Origin of the sequence: Rhodoferax sp. TS-BS-61-7 (genome assembly GCF_002943465.1) — a bacterium.
Lineage (GTDB): Bacteria > Pseudomonadota > Gammaproteobacteria > Burkholderiales > Burkholderiaceae_C > Allorhodoferax.
Window position 1 is genome coordinate 63,937 of the sequence record NZ_PTQY01000007.1, and the last position, 16,107, is coordinate 80,043.

Annotated in this window: 15 protein-coding genes and 1 riboswitch; of the genes, 14 read left to right on the forward strand and 1 reads right to left on the reverse strand. The window is 64.7% G+C overall.

Features of this window, described 5'->3' with window-relative positions; genetic code table 11:
- Positions 1 to 4: 4 nt before the first annotated feature.
- From C5F53_RS16935 to C5F53_RS16975, 9 genes are all read left to right on the forward strand, one after another.
- Positions 5 to 934 carry a metal ABC transporter substrate-binding protein gene (locus C5F53_RS16935; protein ID WP_105262580.1) on the forward strand — a complete coding sequence of 310 codons (930 nt, stop codon included), beginning with the start codon at positions 5 to 7 and terminating at the stop codon, positions 932 to 934.
- Between the two features lie 66 nt (positions 935 to 1,000).
- Complete coding sequence (locus C5F53_RS16940) at positions 1,001 to 2,560, forward strand: ABC transporter substrate-binding protein (RefSeq protein WP_105262581.1); 1,560 nt, start codon at positions 1,001 to 1,003, stop codon at positions 2,558 to 2,560.
- The gene (locus C5F53_RS16945; RefSeq protein WP_236635420.1) at positions 2,548 to 3,525 is read left to right on the forward strand and encodes an ABC transporter permease; all 978 of its coding nucleotides are present in this window, start codon (positions 2,548 to 2,550) and stop codon (positions 3,523 to 3,525) included. The genes C5F53_RS16940 and C5F53_RS16945 overlap by 13 nt, the downstream gene beginning before the upstream one ends.
- Entirely contained in the window at positions 3,522 to 4,328 is an 807-nt protein-coding gene (locus tag C5F53_RS16950) for an ABC transporter permease (protein ID WP_105262582.1), read from the forward strand. Before C5F53_RS16945 ends, C5F53_RS16950 begins: the two co-directional genes overlap by 4 nt.
- A 13-nt stretch (positions 4,329 to 4,341) precedes the next feature.
- Positions 4,342 to 5,802 (forward strand): ABC transporter ATP-binding protein, encoded by a 1,461-nt coding sequence (locus C5F53_RS16955; protein ID WP_105262583.1) that lies wholly within the window; start codon positions 4,342 to 4,344, stop codon positions 5,800 to 5,802.
- Positions 5,803 to 5,827: 25 nt separating this feature from the next.
- Positions 5,828 to 6,075, forward strand: a riboswitch (cobalamin riboswitch).
- A gap of 129 nt (positions 6,076 to 6,204) precedes the next feature.
- Positions 6,205 to 7,059: an ABC transporter ATP-binding protein gene (locus C5F53_RS16960; RefSeq protein WP_105262584.1), complete on the forward strand. Its 855-nt coding sequence runs from the start codon at positions 6,205 to 6,207 to the stop codon at positions 7,057 to 7,059.
- Complete coding sequence (locus C5F53_RS16965) at positions 7,056 to 8,006, forward strand: ABC transporter substrate-binding protein (protein WP_105262585.1); 951 nt, start codon at positions 7,056 to 7,058, stop codon at positions 8,004 to 8,006. Before C5F53_RS16960 ends, C5F53_RS16965 begins: the two co-directional genes overlap by 4 nt.
- Entirely contained in the window at positions 8,006 to 9,040 is a 1,035-nt protein-coding gene (locus C5F53_RS16970) for an iron ABC transporter permease (RefSeq protein ID WP_105262586.1), read from the forward strand. Before C5F53_RS16965 ends, C5F53_RS16970 begins: the two co-directional genes overlap by 1 nt.
- 129 nt (positions 9,041 to 9,169) lie before the next feature.
- A complete protein-coding gene (locus C5F53_RS16975; protein WP_146097387.1) occupies positions 9,170 to 9,352 on the forward strand; it encodes a hypothetical protein in 183 nt (60 codons plus the stop codon).
- Positions 9,353 to 9,369: 17 nt separating this feature from the next.
- Here the strand turns inward: C5F53_RS16975 and msrA are convergent, their stop codons facing one another.
- Entirely contained in the window at positions 9,370 to 9,909 is a 540-nt protein-coding gene (msrA, locus tag C5F53_RS16980) for a peptide-methionine (S)-S-oxide reductase MsrA (protein ID WP_105262588.1), read from the reverse strand.
- Between the two features lie 126 nt (positions 9,910 to 10,035).
- Between msrA and C5F53_RS16985 the strand changes: the two genes are divergently transcribed.
- Genes C5F53_RS16985 through C5F53_RS17005 form a run of 5 tightly spaced genes read left to right on the forward strand, consistent with a single transcriptional unit; the run spans position 10,036 to position 16,107 of the window.
- On the forward strand, positions 10,036 to 10,719 hold the full coding sequence (locus tag C5F53_RS16985) for a TetR/AcrR family transcriptional regulator (protein ID WP_105262589.1): 684 nt from the start codon (positions 10,036 to 10,038) through the stop codon (positions 10,717 to 10,719).
- A gap of 7 nt (positions 10,720 to 10,726) precedes the next feature.
- A complete protein-coding gene (locus tag C5F53_RS16990) occupies positions 10,727 to 11,869 on the forward strand; it encodes an efflux RND transporter periplasmic adaptor subunit (protein WP_105262590.1) in 1,143 nt (380 codons plus the stop codon).
- Complete coding sequence (locus tag C5F53_RS16995; RefSeq protein ID WP_105262591.1) at positions 11,869 to 15,048, forward strand: efflux RND transporter permease subunit; 3,180 nt, start codon at positions 11,869 to 11,871, stop codon at positions 15,046 to 15,048. Before C5F53_RS16990 ends, C5F53_RS16995 begins: the two co-directional genes overlap by 1 nt.
- 44 nt (positions 15,049 to 15,092) lie before the next feature.
- Complete coding sequence (locus C5F53_RS17000; RefSeq protein WP_105262592.1) at positions 15,093 to 15,746, forward strand: protein-L-isoaspartate O-methyltransferase; 654 nt, start codon at positions 15,093 to 15,095, stop codon at positions 15,744 to 15,746.
- A 19-nt stretch (positions 15,747 to 15,765) separates the two neighbouring features.
- Positions 15,766 to 16,107, forward strand: coding sequence for a rhodanese-like domain-containing protein (locus C5F53_RS17005; protein ID WP_105262593.1), 342 nt, complete (start codon positions 15,766 to 15,768; stop codon positions 16,105 to 16,107).

Genomic DNA, 16,107 nt, shown 5'->3' on the forward strand with positions numbered 1-16,107 from the left:
TCCCATGCTGGACACCATCCCCAACCTTCCCCGCCGTTTTTTACTGGCCAGCGCCACCGCACTGGCGCTCTTGGGCAGCCAGGCCCATGCGGCTGACAAACTGCCCGTGGTGGCCAGCTTCAGCATCCTGGGGGACCTGGTGCGTGTGGTGGGCGGCGATCGCGTGGCGGTGACCACGCTGGTCGGCTCCGACGAAGACGCCCACGTGTTCGCGCCCAAACCCGCCGACGCCAAGGCCCTGCTGGCCGCGAAGCTGGTAGTCACCAACGGCCTGGGCTTTGAGCCCTGGGCGGGCAAACTCATCAAGTCGGCAGGCTACAAAGGCAAAACCGTGGTGGCTACCCAGGGCGTAAACGCCCGCCACATGGCCGAAGAAAAAGGCCACGCTGGCCACGCCCATGAGGAACTGGACCCTCACGCCTGGCAAAACCCGAACAATGTGGTGTTCTATGTGCGCAACATCGCAGCCGCCTTGAGCCAGGTGGACGCAGCCGGCGCCAGCAGCTACCAGGCCAATGCCGAGGCCTATGTGCAGGAGCTGAGGGCGCTGGACGCTTGGGCCAAGGCGCAGATAACCAGCATCCCGCAAGCCAAGCGCAAGGTCATCACCTCCCACGACGCCTTTGGCTACTTTGCCGCGCACTACGGTGTGCAGTTTCTGGCGCCGCAGGGCGTGAACACCGAGACCGAACCCAGCGCCAAACAGGTGGCCCGGCTCATCCGGCAGATCCAGCGCGAAAAGATCCGCGCCGTGTTTGTGGAAAACATGGCCAACCCCCAACTCATCGCCCAGCTCAGCAAAGACGCCGGGGCCACCCTGGGCGCCAGCCTGTATGCCGACGCCCTCTCCCCCGCAGGTCAGCCCGGCGCCACCTACCTGCAGATGGTGCGCCACAACGTGACACAACTGGTCGCAGGCATGCGACACAACTGAGCAAATACGCTCACATTTTGATAGCTGCTTGCGCATATTACACAAGGGCCAAGGCCATAAAACACCATGAAATTCACCCTACCGCGCCTCCCCAGCAAACTCCCGCGTCGCCTGGTGCTGGCCACCCTCTTGTCCGCCGCCGGCGCATCCCTCACCTGGGCCGCACCACCTGACAGCAAGACACTCAGCATCGCAGGTCCGTGGGAAGTTCACAGCCTGGATCCGTCCAAAAACGGCTACATCTTCACCCGCATGCAGGTGGCAGAAACGCTGGTTACCGTGGACAACCAGGGTGCGCTGGTGCCCGGCTTGGCATCGGGTTGGGAGGTGTCGGCCAACCAGCTGACTTGGCGCTTCAAGCTGCGCGCTGCAGCCCAATTTCACGATGGCAAGGCGGTCACCGCCGCTGATGTGGTGTCTGCCCTGGAGCGCGCCCGCAAGAACCCCGGTGTGATGAACAGCATGCCCTTGCAAAAAATCAGTGCAGACAAAGACGTGGTGGTGTTCGAGCTGAGCCGCCCCTTCACGCCGCTGCCTGCTTTTCTGGTGAACTACAGCACCCAGATTTTGGCCCCCAGCGCCTATGGTGCCGACGGCAGCGTGAAGGCGGTGGTGGGCACGGGACCGTACAAAGTGACCCTGGCCCAGCCGCCCCAAAAGGTGGAGACCGCGCGCTTTGAGGGCTGGGCGGGCAGCAAGCCCGCGATTGAGAGGGTGTCCTACCTGGCGGTGGGCCGGGGCGAGACCCGCAACCTCATGGCCACAAGCGGCCAGGCGGACGTGGTGTTCACCCACGACCCGGCCAACTTTAGCCGCCTGCGGACCAGCAAAACGCTCACGCTGCAAACCCAGCCCATCCCGCGCACCATCTACATCAAGGTGAATGCCGGGCACCCCGCCCTCAAAGACGTGGCCACACGACGCGCCATCAGCCTGGCGCTGGACCGCGTGGGCATGGCCAGCGCCATCCTGCATGAGCCCAAGGCAGCGGGGACCCAGCTGTTCCCCGCCAGCATGGCAGAGTGGCATGTGCCCGGCCTGCAAGCACTGACGCGTGACCTGGGTGCCGCCCGCGCACTGCTCCAATCCGCCGGCTGGACGCCCGGGCCCGACGGCATCTTGCGCCGCGAGGGCAAGCCGTTCAAGGTCACGCTGCGCACCTACGCTGACCGGCCCGAACTGCCGGTGCTGGCCGCCGCCATCCAGGCGCAGCTGCGCGAGGTGGGCATTGACATGGCAGTGGCCATTGCCAACTCCAGCGAAGTCCCGGCGGGCCACAAAGACGGCACCTTGGAGCTGGCCCTGGTGGCGCGCAATTACTCCCTGGTGCCCGACCCCGTGGGCACGCTGCTGGAAGACTTTGGCCCCAGCGGCGGCGACTGGGGCGCCATGGGCTGGACCAGCGCCAGCCTGCGCGATGCCATCAGCGCGCTGAGCAGCACCAACGACAGCCAGCGCCGCTCGCGCCAACGCGGCGCCATTGCCACGGTCATCCAGGCCGACCTGCCGGTGATTCCGGTGGCCTGGTACCAGCACTCGGCCACCAGCAACCAGCGGGTCACCCACGTGAGCTTTGATCCGCTGGAGATCTCCTACCGCATCACGCAAATGCAATGGGCCCGATGATGCGGGCGCTGGGTGTATCTCTCTTGCGCGGTGTGGCGCGGCTGGTCCTGCGGGCAGCCGCTGTGGGCGGCATCGTCGGCGTGGTGTCCTTCCTGCTGATGCGCGCCCTGCCGGGCGACGCGGCCTACCGCATTGCCGCCGGGCGCTACGGCTACGACATGGTCAACAGCGCCGCCGCAGAAGCGGTGCGCCAGGAGCTGGGGCTGGACCGCCCCTGGTGGGTGCAACTGGGCACGTGGATGGCCGACCTGCTGCAGGGCCGGCTGGGCCACTCGCTGGTCACCGGCGACCCGGTGCTGAGCGAGCTGGCCCACCAGTGGGGCCATACGCTGCTGCTGGCGCTGGCCGCCTGGGCACTTGCGCTGGTGCTGGGCCTGGTAGGCGGCAGCCTGGTGGCACTGGCCCGCAAAACCTGGCTGGACCAAACGTCAAGCACCCTGGGCCTGGCCCTCAAGGCCACGCCCACGTTTGTGGTGGGCCTGGTGCTGGCCATTGTGCTGGCCGAGCAGGCCCGCTGGCTGCCTGCCGCGGGCCATGGCGGGCCTGAACATCTGGTACTACCGGGTCTGGCCCTGGCGCTGGGTCTGGCCGCCGGTTTGGGCCTGGTCACCCTGCACAGCATGCGCCAGGTGCTGGCATCACCCTCGGTGGCGTTTGCACAGACCAAAGGCTTGCCGCAAACCGCCGTGGTGTGGCGCCACGTGCTGCGCAACACCGCCGTGCCCGTGGTGGCCTACGCCGGTACCCAACTGGTGCTGCTGATGGAAGGCGTGGTGGTAGTGGAGAGTTTTTTTGCCTGGCCCGGCATCGGCCACGCGCTGATCCATGCGCTGGTTGCGCGTGACATCCCCATGGTGCAAGGCACGGCACTGTGCATGGGCTGGATGTTTGTGCTGCTCAACAGCGCCGTGGACGGCCTGTGCTGGCTGCTTGATCCACGCCTGCAACACCAGGAGGCTTCATGAACCATAACAAGACACTGCAACCGAGCACCCACTATCGCCTGGGGTGGTTCACCCTGCTGGCCTTGATAACGTATGCATGGCTGGCACCGCTGGCCATGCCTGATCCGTACCTGCAAGACCTGTCGGCCACGCTACAACCACCATCGCATCAGCACTGGCTGGGCACCGATGCGCTGGGGCGCAGCGTGCTGGCGCGCTTGGCCGAGGGCGTCCGCGTGTCGCTGTCTTTGGCCCTGGGCTCGGCCCTGATGTCAGCCGTGTTGGGGGCCAGCCTGGGCGTGCTGGCCGCCTGGCGCAAGGGTTGGCTCGCGCGTGCGCTGCAAAGCCTGGCCGATGCGGTGATGGCCATGCCCGGCCTGCTGTGGGTGCTGCTGCTGTCTGCCCTGGCACCGGGTGAAAAGTGGCCGCTCTACCTGGGCCTGGTGCTCACTGCCTGGGTGGAGTTTTACCGCACCACGCGTGCATCAGTCGGTGCGCTGCTGGCCGGGCCGCAGGTGCAGTCCAGCCAGCTGCTGGGCTTTGGCCCGGCTTACATTGCGCAATACCACCTGTGGCCTGCCGTGCGGTCTACCTGGCTCTCGCTGCTGGCCTTTGCCGTGTGCAACGGCGTGCTGGCCGTGGCCGCCATGGGTTTTGTCGGCATTGGCTTGCGCCCGCCCGGCGCCGAACTGGGCGTGCTGATGACCGAGGCGCTGCCACATTCCGACGATGCGCCCTGGCTACTGGCCACCCCGGTGCTGGCGCTGCTGGCCTGTGTGCTGGCGCTGCAAGCCGTCACCCGCCCACGCGCCCCACAACCTTGATGAAAGTATGCAGATGACACTCGCTTTAGAGATCAACAACCTGCACGTGACAGCCCCTGGCCAGCCGTCTGACGCAGGCATTGTGCGCGGTGTGAGCCTGGCGTTGGCAGCGGGGCAGCGACTCACGATTTTGGGAGAGTCCGGCTCGGGCAAGTCGATCCTGGCCCAGGCCATCATGGGCACCCTGCCCACAGGCATGCAGACCCGCGGTCAAGTCGCGGTGTGGGGCCAACCTGTGGTGGGCCCCCATGCAGCAGCCAAGGCACAGCCCCCTCTGTGGGGTCGCCAGTTGGCCATGTTGCCCCAAGAGCCCTGGCTGGCGCTGAACCCCACCATGCGCACCCACACGCAAGTCGCCGAGGTAGCGCATTTTGTGAAAGACCAAACCTGGCCCTCAGCACGCCAAACTGCAGACCAGGCCCTGGCCCAATTGCAGTTGCAGCACGCGGCCCGCAAATACCCGCACCAAGTGTCGGGCGGCATGGCGCAACGGGTCTCGTTTGCCGCCACCTGCGCAGCAGAGGCGCAGCTGCTGATTGCCGATGAACCCACCAAAGGGCTGGACGCGGCGCTGCGTGACCAGGTCGCCGATCTGCTGGCCGCCCACGTGCCCACAGAGAATGCCACCCACGCCGCCCTGATCACCATCACCCACGATGTGGCACTGGCCCACCGCCTGGGCGGCACGGTGGCCATCATGCTCGACGGCCAGGTGATCGAACACGGCCCAGCGCCTGAGGTGCTGGTGCGCCCGCAACATGCCTACAGCCAGGCGCTGGTGCAGGCCGACCCGGCCCACTGGCGGGGCCTGCTCCAGCCCGTGGCAGCAGCGGCCGCCCCCGTGGTGCTGGCGCAAGGCCTGGCCAAGTCGTTCGGGGCCGAGCGCCTTTTCTCCAACGTGGACCTGTCCATCGCCCAGGGCGAAATCGTGGCCGTGACTGGCCCCAGCGGCTGCGGCAAAACCACGCTGGGCCACATCTTGCTGGGCGTGGCCCAGCCCGACGCGGGCGTGGTGAGCCGACCACCAGGCACCCCGCCCCATGCTTTTCAAAAGCTGTACCAGGACCCACCCGCCGCGTTTGCCCCCAGCCGCACGCTGCGCCAGTGCCTGCATGACCTCATCACGCGGCACCGGCGCAGTTGGGCCGACGCCACCGAGTTGATGCGTGAACTGAAACTGGGCCCCGAGCTGTTGGAGCGCCTGCCCGACCAGGTGTCGGGCGGCGAACTGCAGCGCTTTGCGTTGCTGCGGGTGCTGCTGCTCCAGCCCCGCTTCATCTTTGCGGACGAGCCCACCTCACGGCTAGACCCGCTCATCCAGAAAACCACCATAGCGCTGCTGTGCGCCAGCGCTGCGGCGCACCGCTTTGGCGTCATTCTGGTCACACACGATGCGGCGGTGGCGGCCCACGCAGCGCACCGGGCTGAACACATCCGGTTTGGCGCGCAGTCCCCGGCGATGGCCGCCGCATGAACGCAACTGCGTTGCCAACATTCACAACTAGAATGCGCCCGTTGGTGCTCGCGGCGTGGTTCACAGGCCGCAGTTCAACGGGAAGCAGGAGGACTGCGGGGCCCACGCCCCGACGCCCCACCTGCGCTGCCCCCGCAACGGTCAATTGGATGAAGAAAGCCCGGCTTTCTTCACCCCCCATCACTCAGCCACTGGGCGCTCTGAACAGGCACCTGGGAAGGCGATGGAGGGTTGCCATCAGCCCGGATACCGGCCAACACGGTGACGGTGTGCCCAGCACGCCGTCGTGACGCTCAACCGCTGGCGGGGATGCCGGTGCGAGTTTTTGTTCAGGAATTTTTCCATGCCATTTGCACCTGGCCGCTTGGCCCCACCGCGCACGCCACTTCGCCCGGCTTAGACATGCCCACCCTCGCCGGTATGTCACTGCAGGTGTGCGATGCAAGCTTTCGCACGCCCCAAGGCAGCGCCTTGATCCAGCCCCTGAGCTTCTCGGTGGCGCCGGGTCAGCGCCTCGCCATCGTCGGCCCAAACGGGGCCGGCAAATCTACCCTGCTGCGCATGCTGGGCGGCCTGCTGGCGCCCACGACCGGCCATGTGCTGCTGGACGGCGAGCCGCTGCAACACATGGCCCCTGTGGTCCGCGCGCGCATGCTGGCCATCCTCGGGCAAGCCGACCACGCCGACGTGCGCCTGCGGGTGCAGGACTACGTGGCGCTGGGCTGCCTGCCGCACCGGCAAACGCAGAGCCCGGCCCAGCTGCGGGGAGTCGTCGCCGATGCGCTGGCGCTGTGCAACCTGACCACCCTGGCAACACGCGCCATGGGCAGCCTGTCCGGCGGCGAACGCCAGCGTGCCCACCTGGCCCGCGCTTTGGCCCAGCAACCCCGCCTGCTCTTGCTGGATGAGCCGACCAACCACCTGGACCCGCGCGCCACGCTGGATCTGCTGCGCATGGTTAAAGACCTGGGCATTACCGTGGTGGCGGTGCTGCACGACCTGCCACTGGTGCCGCCCTGGGCCGACCAGGTGCTGGTACTGAAAGCTGGCGCCCTGGTCCGCTGTGACACCCCCACGCTAGCACTCAATCCTGTCACGGTGCACCAGGTGTTTGCCATGCATTCCTACTACCTGCCCCACCCCGGTACGGCGCAGCCCATGCTGGTGCTGGACGCACATCCGCCCGACGCGCCTGCAGGCAGCCCGCCCCAGCACCGCACCAGTTTTTTCAACCACTACGAAGAACCCACGCCATGAAACATCTTGTCAGCACCCTGGCCTTGTCGCTCGCATCGACGTTGTGCGCCGCGCAAACCTTCCCCGTTACCGTGGAGAGCTGCGGGACGCCACTGACCTTCGCCGCACCGCCCAAGCGGGCGGTGATCCACGACCTGAACATGACCGAAATGGCGCTGGCCCTGCAGCTCAACACGCGTATGGTGGGCGTGACCGGCATTACCGGCTGGTACAAGACTGGCCCCGAATTCAAGACGGCCTTGGGCAACATTCCCGAACTGGCGCCCAAGAACCCCAATCTGGAAAACATCCTGGCCGCCAACCCCGATTTCTTCTTTGCCGGCTGGAACTACGGCATGAAGGTGGGCGGCGAAGTGACCCCCACCACGCTGGCCAAGTACGGCATCCAAACGCTGGTGCTGTCCGAGAGTTGCGTGCATGTGAACAAGCAGCGCCCGGCGGCCAGCATGGACTTGCTCTACACCGACTTCGTCAAGCTCGGCACCATTTTTGGCAAAGAAGCCCAGGCCAAAACCCAGGTGGCGCAGTGGAAGTCGCGTCTGGCCAAACTCACACCCGCAGCCGGCAGCAAGGACACCCGCGTATTCCTCTACGACTCGGGCGACGACAAACCGTTCACGGCCGGCAAGTACGCGATTCCCACCGCCATGATCGACGCTGCCGGCGGCCGCAACATCATGGCCGACATGGAGACCAGCTGGGGCACCACCTCGTGGGAAACCGTGGCGGCGCGCAACCCGCAGTTTTTGGTGATGCTGGACTACCAGGATGGCAACGGTGTGAGCCGGCTACTGCAGTTCCTCAAGAACCATCCGGCCATGAAAGAAACCGACGCGGTGAAGAACGAGCGTTATGTGGCCCTGCGCTATGCCGAGTTGACACCCGGCCCCGCCAATATTGAAGCGATCGAGAAGATTGCCAAGTCCATGGCCACCAAAGCCAAGTGATGTCGCAACGGGCCTTTATTGGTAGCCTGGCAGCGGGCTTGCTCCTGCTGCTGGTCTTCGCTCTGGCCTCCATTGCCAAAGGCAGTACGCCGCTGCCGCTGGCAGAGGTGCTCAGTGCGCTGGCCGGGCCCTGGGCGCCGGCGCTGGGTTTGCCCGAGGTGGGCACCACCTTGCAGCGCATCGTGCTGGAACTGCGCATTCCGCGCGTGCTGCTAGCGCTGCTGGTGGGCGCGGGCCTGGCGGTGGTGGGCGTGTTACTGCAAACCGTCACGCGCAACGATCTGGCGGACCCGTTTTTGTTTGGCTTATCGTCCGGCGCCAGCGCCGGTGCGGTGGCCGTCATCACCGCCACCGGCGAGTGGCTGGGCATCTGGACCCTGCCCTTGGCGGCACTGGTGGGCGGGCTGGTGTCAGCCGCCACGGTGCTGACGATTGTGAAGAGGAGCGAATCCAGCGGGCCTGAAAAACTCATTCTTGCCGGCCTGGCCACCTCCTTCCTGTTTGGCGCCATCACCCATTACCTGGTGTTCGCAGGCGACCAGCGGGCCGCCCATTCGGTGCTGTTTTGGACCCTGGGCGGTCTGGGCCTGGCGCGCTGGGACAACTTGGGCCTGGCCCTGTTTGGCCTGCTGGCCCTGCTGACCTTTGCGGCCAGCCGGCGGCATGCCTTGGACGCGCTGCTGGCCGGGGATGAAACCGCCCAGAGCCTGGGCATTGCGCCCCAGCGCCTGCGGGCCGAGGTGTTTGGTGTGGCGGCCCTGGCCACCGCTTGTTTTGTGGCGCTGACCGGGGTGATCGGTTTTGTCGGCCTCATGGTGCCGCACCTGGCGCGCGCGCTGTGCGGTGCACTGCATGGGCGCCTGCTAGCGCTGTCCGCGCTGGCCGGCGCGGTGCTGATGCTGGGTAGCGACTTGTTGTGCCGCACGCTGCTGCCCCCGCAGGAGCTGCCCATCGGCATCGTCACGGCAGCGCTGGGCGGACTATTTGTGGTTTTTCTGGTGCTACGTACAGACGGCAGGTCTGCACCGACATAAGGAGGGTTGCCAGGCGCTGGTGAACTTGTATTCACTCCAGGTTTTGCTATACATCCGGTAGCTGCTCACGCAGCAAGGACGGGCGTTGGAGTCAACAGAGGCACAATAGCGTGCAACTGGAGAATGCGCATGAAACGCGATGATGAACCCAAGCTGTGGGTCACCGTACTGAAATTGGTCATCGGGCTGACCATCTTGATTGGTGGGGTCGGCTTGGCCCTGAACTACGCGGAACAACACCAAGAAGAAATGCCCAAGCCCGCGCCCAAATCCAACTGGGGCATCTTCAGCGACTCGCCGATCCGCCGCTAAAGCGCCCCGCCTTCCGCCTACTTCTGCAGGCGGGCAAAGGTCTTGCGAAACTTGGCCACCTTGGGCGCAGCCACGGCCATGCAGTAGCCCTGGTGCGGGTTGCGTTCAAAAAAGTCCTGGTGGTAAGCCTCGGCCGGCCAGTAGTTGTCCACTGGCAGCACTTCGGTGACGATGGGCCGGCTGTAGACACCGCTGGCCGCCATCTCGGCCATCACTTCCCGCGCTACGGCCTCCTGTTCCGGGGTGGACACATAGATGCCGCTGCGGTACTGGGTGCCCACGTCATTGCCCTGGCGGTTCAGCGTGGTGGGGTCGTGGATCACAAAAAAGATCTCCAGCACTTCCCGCGTGGAAATTTGGGCTGGGTCGTAGACCAGCTTCACCACCTCGTTGTGGCCGGTGCTGCCGGTACACACGTCTTCGTAGCTGGGCTGCACCACCTGGCCGTTGCTGTAGCCGGACTCCACGTCCACCACACCCTTGACCTGGACATACACCGCTTCGGTGCACCAAAAGCATCCGCCGCCCAGGGTGATGGTTTGCAAGGCTGGGGTCATGGGGAACTCCGTAGGTAGTGAAAAGTCATTGGTCGCAACAAGCGCCTGCATCTTACGCAGGAGACCCGCAACGATTGACACTGTCGCGGCCCACGGCTACATTAATAACCAATCAGTCAGTAATTTATGCAGTGCCCCATCGACCTCCTCGCCAGCAATGTGCGCGCCAAACGCGAGCGCCGCAAAGACGCACGCCCCGGTGAACTGCTGGCAGCGGCGCTGGAGCTATTTGTGGAAAAAGGCTTTGCCGCCACCCGCGCCGAAGAGGTGGCCAAACGTGCCGGTGTGTCCAAGGGCACCTTGTTCCTGTATTTTTCCAGCAAAGAAGAGCTGTTCAAGGCCGTGGTGCGCGAGAACATTTCGGGCCGTTTTGACGAATGGAGCCAGGAGCTGGACGCGTATGAGGGCAGCAGCGCCGAACTGCTGCGCTACTGCATCACTGTCTGGTGGGAGCGTGTGGGCTCCACCCAAGCCGCGGGTATTTCCAAGCTCATGATGAGCGAGGCTGGCAACTTTCCCGAGCTGGCTGCGTTCTACCAGGCTGAGGTGATTGCCCCGGGCAACGCACTGATCCAACGGGTGCTGCAACGCGGTATCAACAGCGGCGAGTTCCGTCCCATGGAGCTGAACTACGGTGCCTACCTGGTCATGGCGCCCATCCTGTTTCTAGCCATTTCCAAGCAGTCACTGGGCTCGTGTATGCCCCCTGGAGTCGTCTTTGACCCCTTGGCCTATATCCAGACCCAGGTGGACAACATGCTGATAGGCCTGGCCGTGCGCCCGCCCCCTTCTCCACTGCAAGCGAGCTGAACACCCCATGAAACCCTGGATCAAATGGACAGCAGGTGCGCTGGTGCTGGCCCTGGTCGCCACGGTGTCCGTGCGTGCCCTGTCGGCACGCAAGACCCAACAAGAGGCCCTGGCCAACCAACAGGCAGCCAGCAAGGTGCAGGTGGCGATTGCACTGGGCCCCAAGGATGTGGTGCAGGTGCAAAACATGGAGCTTGCACAAGGCCTGGCCATTTCGGGACCGCTCAAAGCGGTCAACTCGGCGTTTGTGAAAGCCCGGGTGGCCGGTGAGCTGCAAGGCTTGACCGTGCGTGAAGGCGATGTGGTGAAGGCCGGCCAGGTGATTGCGCGTGTGGACTCCACCGAATCCCAGGCCCGGGTGCGCCAGGCCCAACAGCAGGCCGAAGCCGCGCGCGCCCAGGTCGACATTGCCAAACGCAGTTTTGAGAACAACCGCTCGTTGGTCGACCAGGGATTTATCTCCAAAACCGCCCTCGAATCGTCGTCGGCCAACCTGGCCGCGGCCGAAGCCAGCTACCGCGCCGCCCAGGCCGGTGCCGATGTGGCCACCAAGTCCTTGGACGACACTGTGCTGCGCGCACCTATCAGCGGCCAGGTGGCCCAGCGTCTGGCCCAGCCGGGCGAACGTGTGGCCATTGATGCCCGGATTGTGGAAATTGTGGACGTGAGCCGCCTGGAGCTGGAAGCCAGCCTCAGCGCCACCGATTCGCTGCAGGTGCGCGTGGGCCAGATGGCCCAACTCAGCGTAGAGGGCTCGGCCACCACGGTGGCGGCCAAGGTGAGCCGGGTAAACCCCAGTGCCGTGGCGGGCAGCCGCGCCGTGCTGGCCTACTTGGCGCTGGAACCCCATGCCTCGCTGCGCCAGGGCCTGTTTGCCCAGGGCCAGCTCAACCTGGGTAGCACCCGCGCACTGGGCCTGCCCTTGTCCGCCGTGCGCACCGACAAACCGCAACCGTATGTGCAAACCGTGCAAGCGGGTGTGGTGCAGCACCAGACGGTAGACGTGGTGGCGCGGGGTGAGGCCCAGGGCCAGACCTTCGCCGCTATCCAAGGTGTGCCCGAGGGCACCCAGGTGCTCAGCGGTAGCGTGGGGCCGGTACGTGCCGGCACGGCCGTGAAAACTGCCACCGCTGCCCAGGGTGGCAACTGATGTGGTTCACCCGCGTTAGCCTGCAAAACCCGGTGTTCGCCACCATGGTCATGCTGGCCTTGGTGGTGCTGGGCCTGTTCTCGCTGCAGCGCCTGCAGGTGGACCAGTTCCCCAACATCGACTTTCCCGTGGTGGTGGTGATTGCCGACTACCCCGGCGCCTCGCCTGAGATTGTGGAGAGTGAAGTCTCAAAAAAGATCGAAGAAGGCGTCAATTCGATTGCCGGTATCAACGCCCTGACCTCGCGCAGCTACGAAGGCCAGAGTGTGGTGGTGATCGAGTTTGGCCTGCATGTGGATGGCCGCAAGGCCGCCGAAGACGTGCGCGAAAAGGTGGCCTCTATCAAACCGCTGTTGCGTGCCGAGGTGAAAGAGCCGCGTGTGCTGCGTTTTGACCCGGCCGCACGCGCCATCTGGTCGGTGGCAGTACTGCCGGATACGGCAGCAGGCACCAAAGTGCCCAGCGCGGTGGAACTGACCAACTGGGCCGAGCAGACCTTCAAGAAACGGCTGGAGAACGTGCGCGGCGTGGGTTCGGTCACCGTGGTGGGCGGCACCAAACGTGAAATCAATGTCTACCTGAACCCGCAGGCGCTGGAGTCCTTTGGTATCACCCCCGACCAGGTGGTGAGTGCGGTGCGCAATGAAAACCAGGACCTGCCCGTGGGCGCCATCCGCTCTGCCGAGCAGGAGCGTGTGATTCAGATCGAGGCGCGCATGCAGCGCCCCGAAGACTTTGGCAAGATCATTGTGGCGCGCAAAAACGGTGCGCCTGTACGGGTGGACCAGGTGGCGCGTGTGGCCGATGGTGCCCAAGAGGTGGAGAGCCTGGCGCTGTACAACGGCCAGCGCACCCTCATGCTCACGGTGCAGAAGTCGCAGGACGAAAACACCATTGCCGTGGTGGACGGCCTGATCAAAACCCTGGGCGAGATGCAAAAGCAGTTGCCCCCCGGCGTCAAGTTGGAGTCCATTACCGATGGCTCGCGCCAGATCCGTGTGTCGGTGGACAACGTGCGGCGCACGCTGATCGAAGGTGCGGTGCTTACGGTGCTCATCGTGTTCCTGTTCCTCAACTCCTGGCGCTCCACGGTCATTACCGGGCTCACCCTGCCCATCGCGCTGATCGGCACCTTTTTGTTCATGAACTGGTTTGGCTTCACCATCAACATGATCACGCTGATGGCGCTGAGCCTGTGTGTGGGCCTGCTGATTGACGATGCGATCGTGGTGCGCGAAAACATCGTGCGCCATGTACAAATGGGCAAAGGTGCCTACCAGGCCTCGCTGGATGGCACGCAGGAAATTGGCTTGGCCGTGTTGGCCACCACCCTGTCCATCGTGGCGGTGTTTTTGCCCATTGGTTTTATGGGCGGCATCATCGGCAAGTTTTTCCACGAGTTTGGCATCACCATCGTGGCCGCGGTGCTGATCTCCATGTTTGTGAGCTTCACACTCGACCCCATGTTGTCCAGCATCTGGCACGACCCCAGCATCGACGACCATGGCAAACACGGCCCACCGGTCACGCTCTACGACAAGACCATTGGCCGCGTGACACGCTGGTTTGACAATGCCACCGAAAGCATGGCCAACGCCTACCAGGGCATCCTGCGCTGGTCGCTCAAACACAAGCTGGCTACCGTGGGCCTGGCGCTGGGCATTTTTGTGGCCAGCATCTTCATGGTGCCGCTGTTGGGGACCGAGTTCGTGCCCAAGTCCGACTTCTCGGAAACCACGCTCAACTTCCACACCCCCGTGGGTTCCTCGCTGGAAGTGACCGAGGCCAAGGCCAAACAGGTCGAAGCCGTCATCCGCGAGTTTCCCGAGGTGCGTTACACACTCTCCACCATCAACACCGGCAATGCGCAGGGCAAAATTTACGCCAGCATCTACATCCGTTTGGTGGACCGCAAAGACCGCCAGCTCAGTGTGGACGCCATGTCGGTCAAGCTGCGCGAACGCCTGCGCGAGGTGCCCGGTATCACCGTCACCCACGCGGGCCTGATGGACGCCGTGGGTGGGCAGAAACAAATCCTGTTCTCCATCCAGGGTGCGGACACCGGCGAACTGGAACGCCTGACCACCCTGGCGCTGGAAAAAATCCGCGACATCCCCGGCCTGGTGGACCTGGACTCCAGCGTGAAACCCAACAAACCCACGCTGGACGTGCAGGTGAAACGCGACGTGGCCTCGGACGTGGGCCTGTCGGTGGCGCAAATTGGCACCGCGCTGCGCACCCTGGTGGCGGGCCAGACGGTAGGCAACTGGCGCGCGCCGGACGACCAAACCTATGACGTGAACGTGCGCCTGGCCCCCACCGCACGCAACAGCGCCAGTGACCTGAGCCAATTGCCGTTCACCGTGGGCAGCAATGCCGACGGCAGCCCGCGCATCGTGCGCCTGAACCAGGTGGCCGAGGTGGTGGAGTCCACCGGCGCCAACCAGATCAACCGGCGCGACCTGACGCGCGAGGTGTCCATCACCGGCAACGTGTCGGGCCGCTCGGCGGGTGAGGTGTCGGCCGACATCAAAACCGCCATGGACACCATCGCCATGCCGGCGGGCTACAGCTACAAGTTCAGCGGCTCCACCAAGGACATGGCGGAGGCCTTTGGTTACGCCATCTCGGCCCTGGTGCTGGCCATTGTGTTCATCTACATGATTCTGGCCAGCCAGTTCAAGAGCTTTTTGCAGCCGCTGGCGCTGATGACGGCGCTGCCGCTCACGCTGATTGGCGTGGTACTGGCGCTCATGACGTTTGGCTCCACCCTGTCCATGTTTTCCATCATCGGCGTGGTGATGCTGATGGGCCTGGTGACCAAAAACGCGATTCTGCTGGTGGACTTTGCGATCCGCGCGCGCGAAGACGGTGTCGACAACCACGGCAACCCCGTGCCCGGCTTGCCACGCTCCGACGCCCTGTTGCTGGCTGCCAAGGTGCGGCTGCGCCCCATTCTGATGACCACACTGGCCATGATTTTTGGCATGGTGCCACTGGCGTTTGCACTGACCGAAGGCTCAGAAATGCGCGCGCCCATGGGCCAGGCCGTGATTGGCGGGGTCATCACCTCTTCGCTGCTAACGCTGGTGGTGGTGCCCGTGGTGTATTGCTATATGGACGATCTGGCGAACTGGGCCAAGCGGATGTGGAGCAGACCCGCCACCCCCGCCCGCTAAAATTTGGCCCATCAACGCTACCTGATTCCCAAGGAGAAACGACTATGAACTTCGCCCAAGCCCGCTTCAACATGATTGAGCAACAGATCCGCCCCTGGAACGTGCTGGACACCGGCGTGCTGGAGCTGCTGAGCACCGTGCCACGTGAAGAGTTTGTGCCACTGGCGCACAAGGCCCTGGCCTTTGCCGACCTGGAGATTCCCCTGCCCGGTGGCCAGTGCATGTTGGCCCCGCGCATGGAAGCCCGCCTGCTGCAAGACCTGGCCCTACAACCCCATGAGTCGGTGCTCGAAGTCGGTGCCGGTTCAGGTTTTATGGCGGCCCTGCTGTCGCACCGCGCTGCCCAGGTGCTGAGCGTGGAGCTGCTGCCCGAGCTGGTCGAGATGGCCCGCAGCAACCTGCAAAAGGCGGGCATCCGCAACGTGACCGTGCACCAGGAAGATGGAGCCAAGCTCAGTGCGGCTCTGGGTACGTTTGACGCCATCGTGCTGAGTGGCTCGGTGACCCAGGTACCCCACGACCTGCTGCAGCGCCTGAATGTGGGTGGCCGCCTGCTCGCCATCGTGGGCGACGAGCCCCAGATGCGTGCCACCCTGGTCACCCGCACCAGCAGCACCGATTTCCGCACCACCCAGCCCTGGGACGCCAACGCCCCGCGCCTGCAACACTTTGCCGAGCCTTCGCGTTTCCAGTTTTAAGCCCTCCCCCGTAGACACCATGATCGACCAAATCCGCCCCAGCCACCTGGAATCCTGGTTCCAGTCACTTGCCTCCGCTGTCCAGCCCCTGGTGCTGGACGTGCGCGAGCCGCACGAGTTGGCGCTGGCGCGGGTTGAGGAAGACGGTCTGGAGGTGTTGGCCATTCCCATGGGGACGATTCCCGTGCGCCTGGCCGAGCTGGATGCCACACGCCCGATTGCCTGTCTGTGCCACCACGGTGCGCGCAGCATGCAGGTAGCGATGTTTTTGCAAAGCCGCGGCTTCACGCAGATTGCCAATATTGCCGGCGGCATCGACGCCTGGTCAATCGAGCGCAACCCCGGCATTGCGCGTTATTGA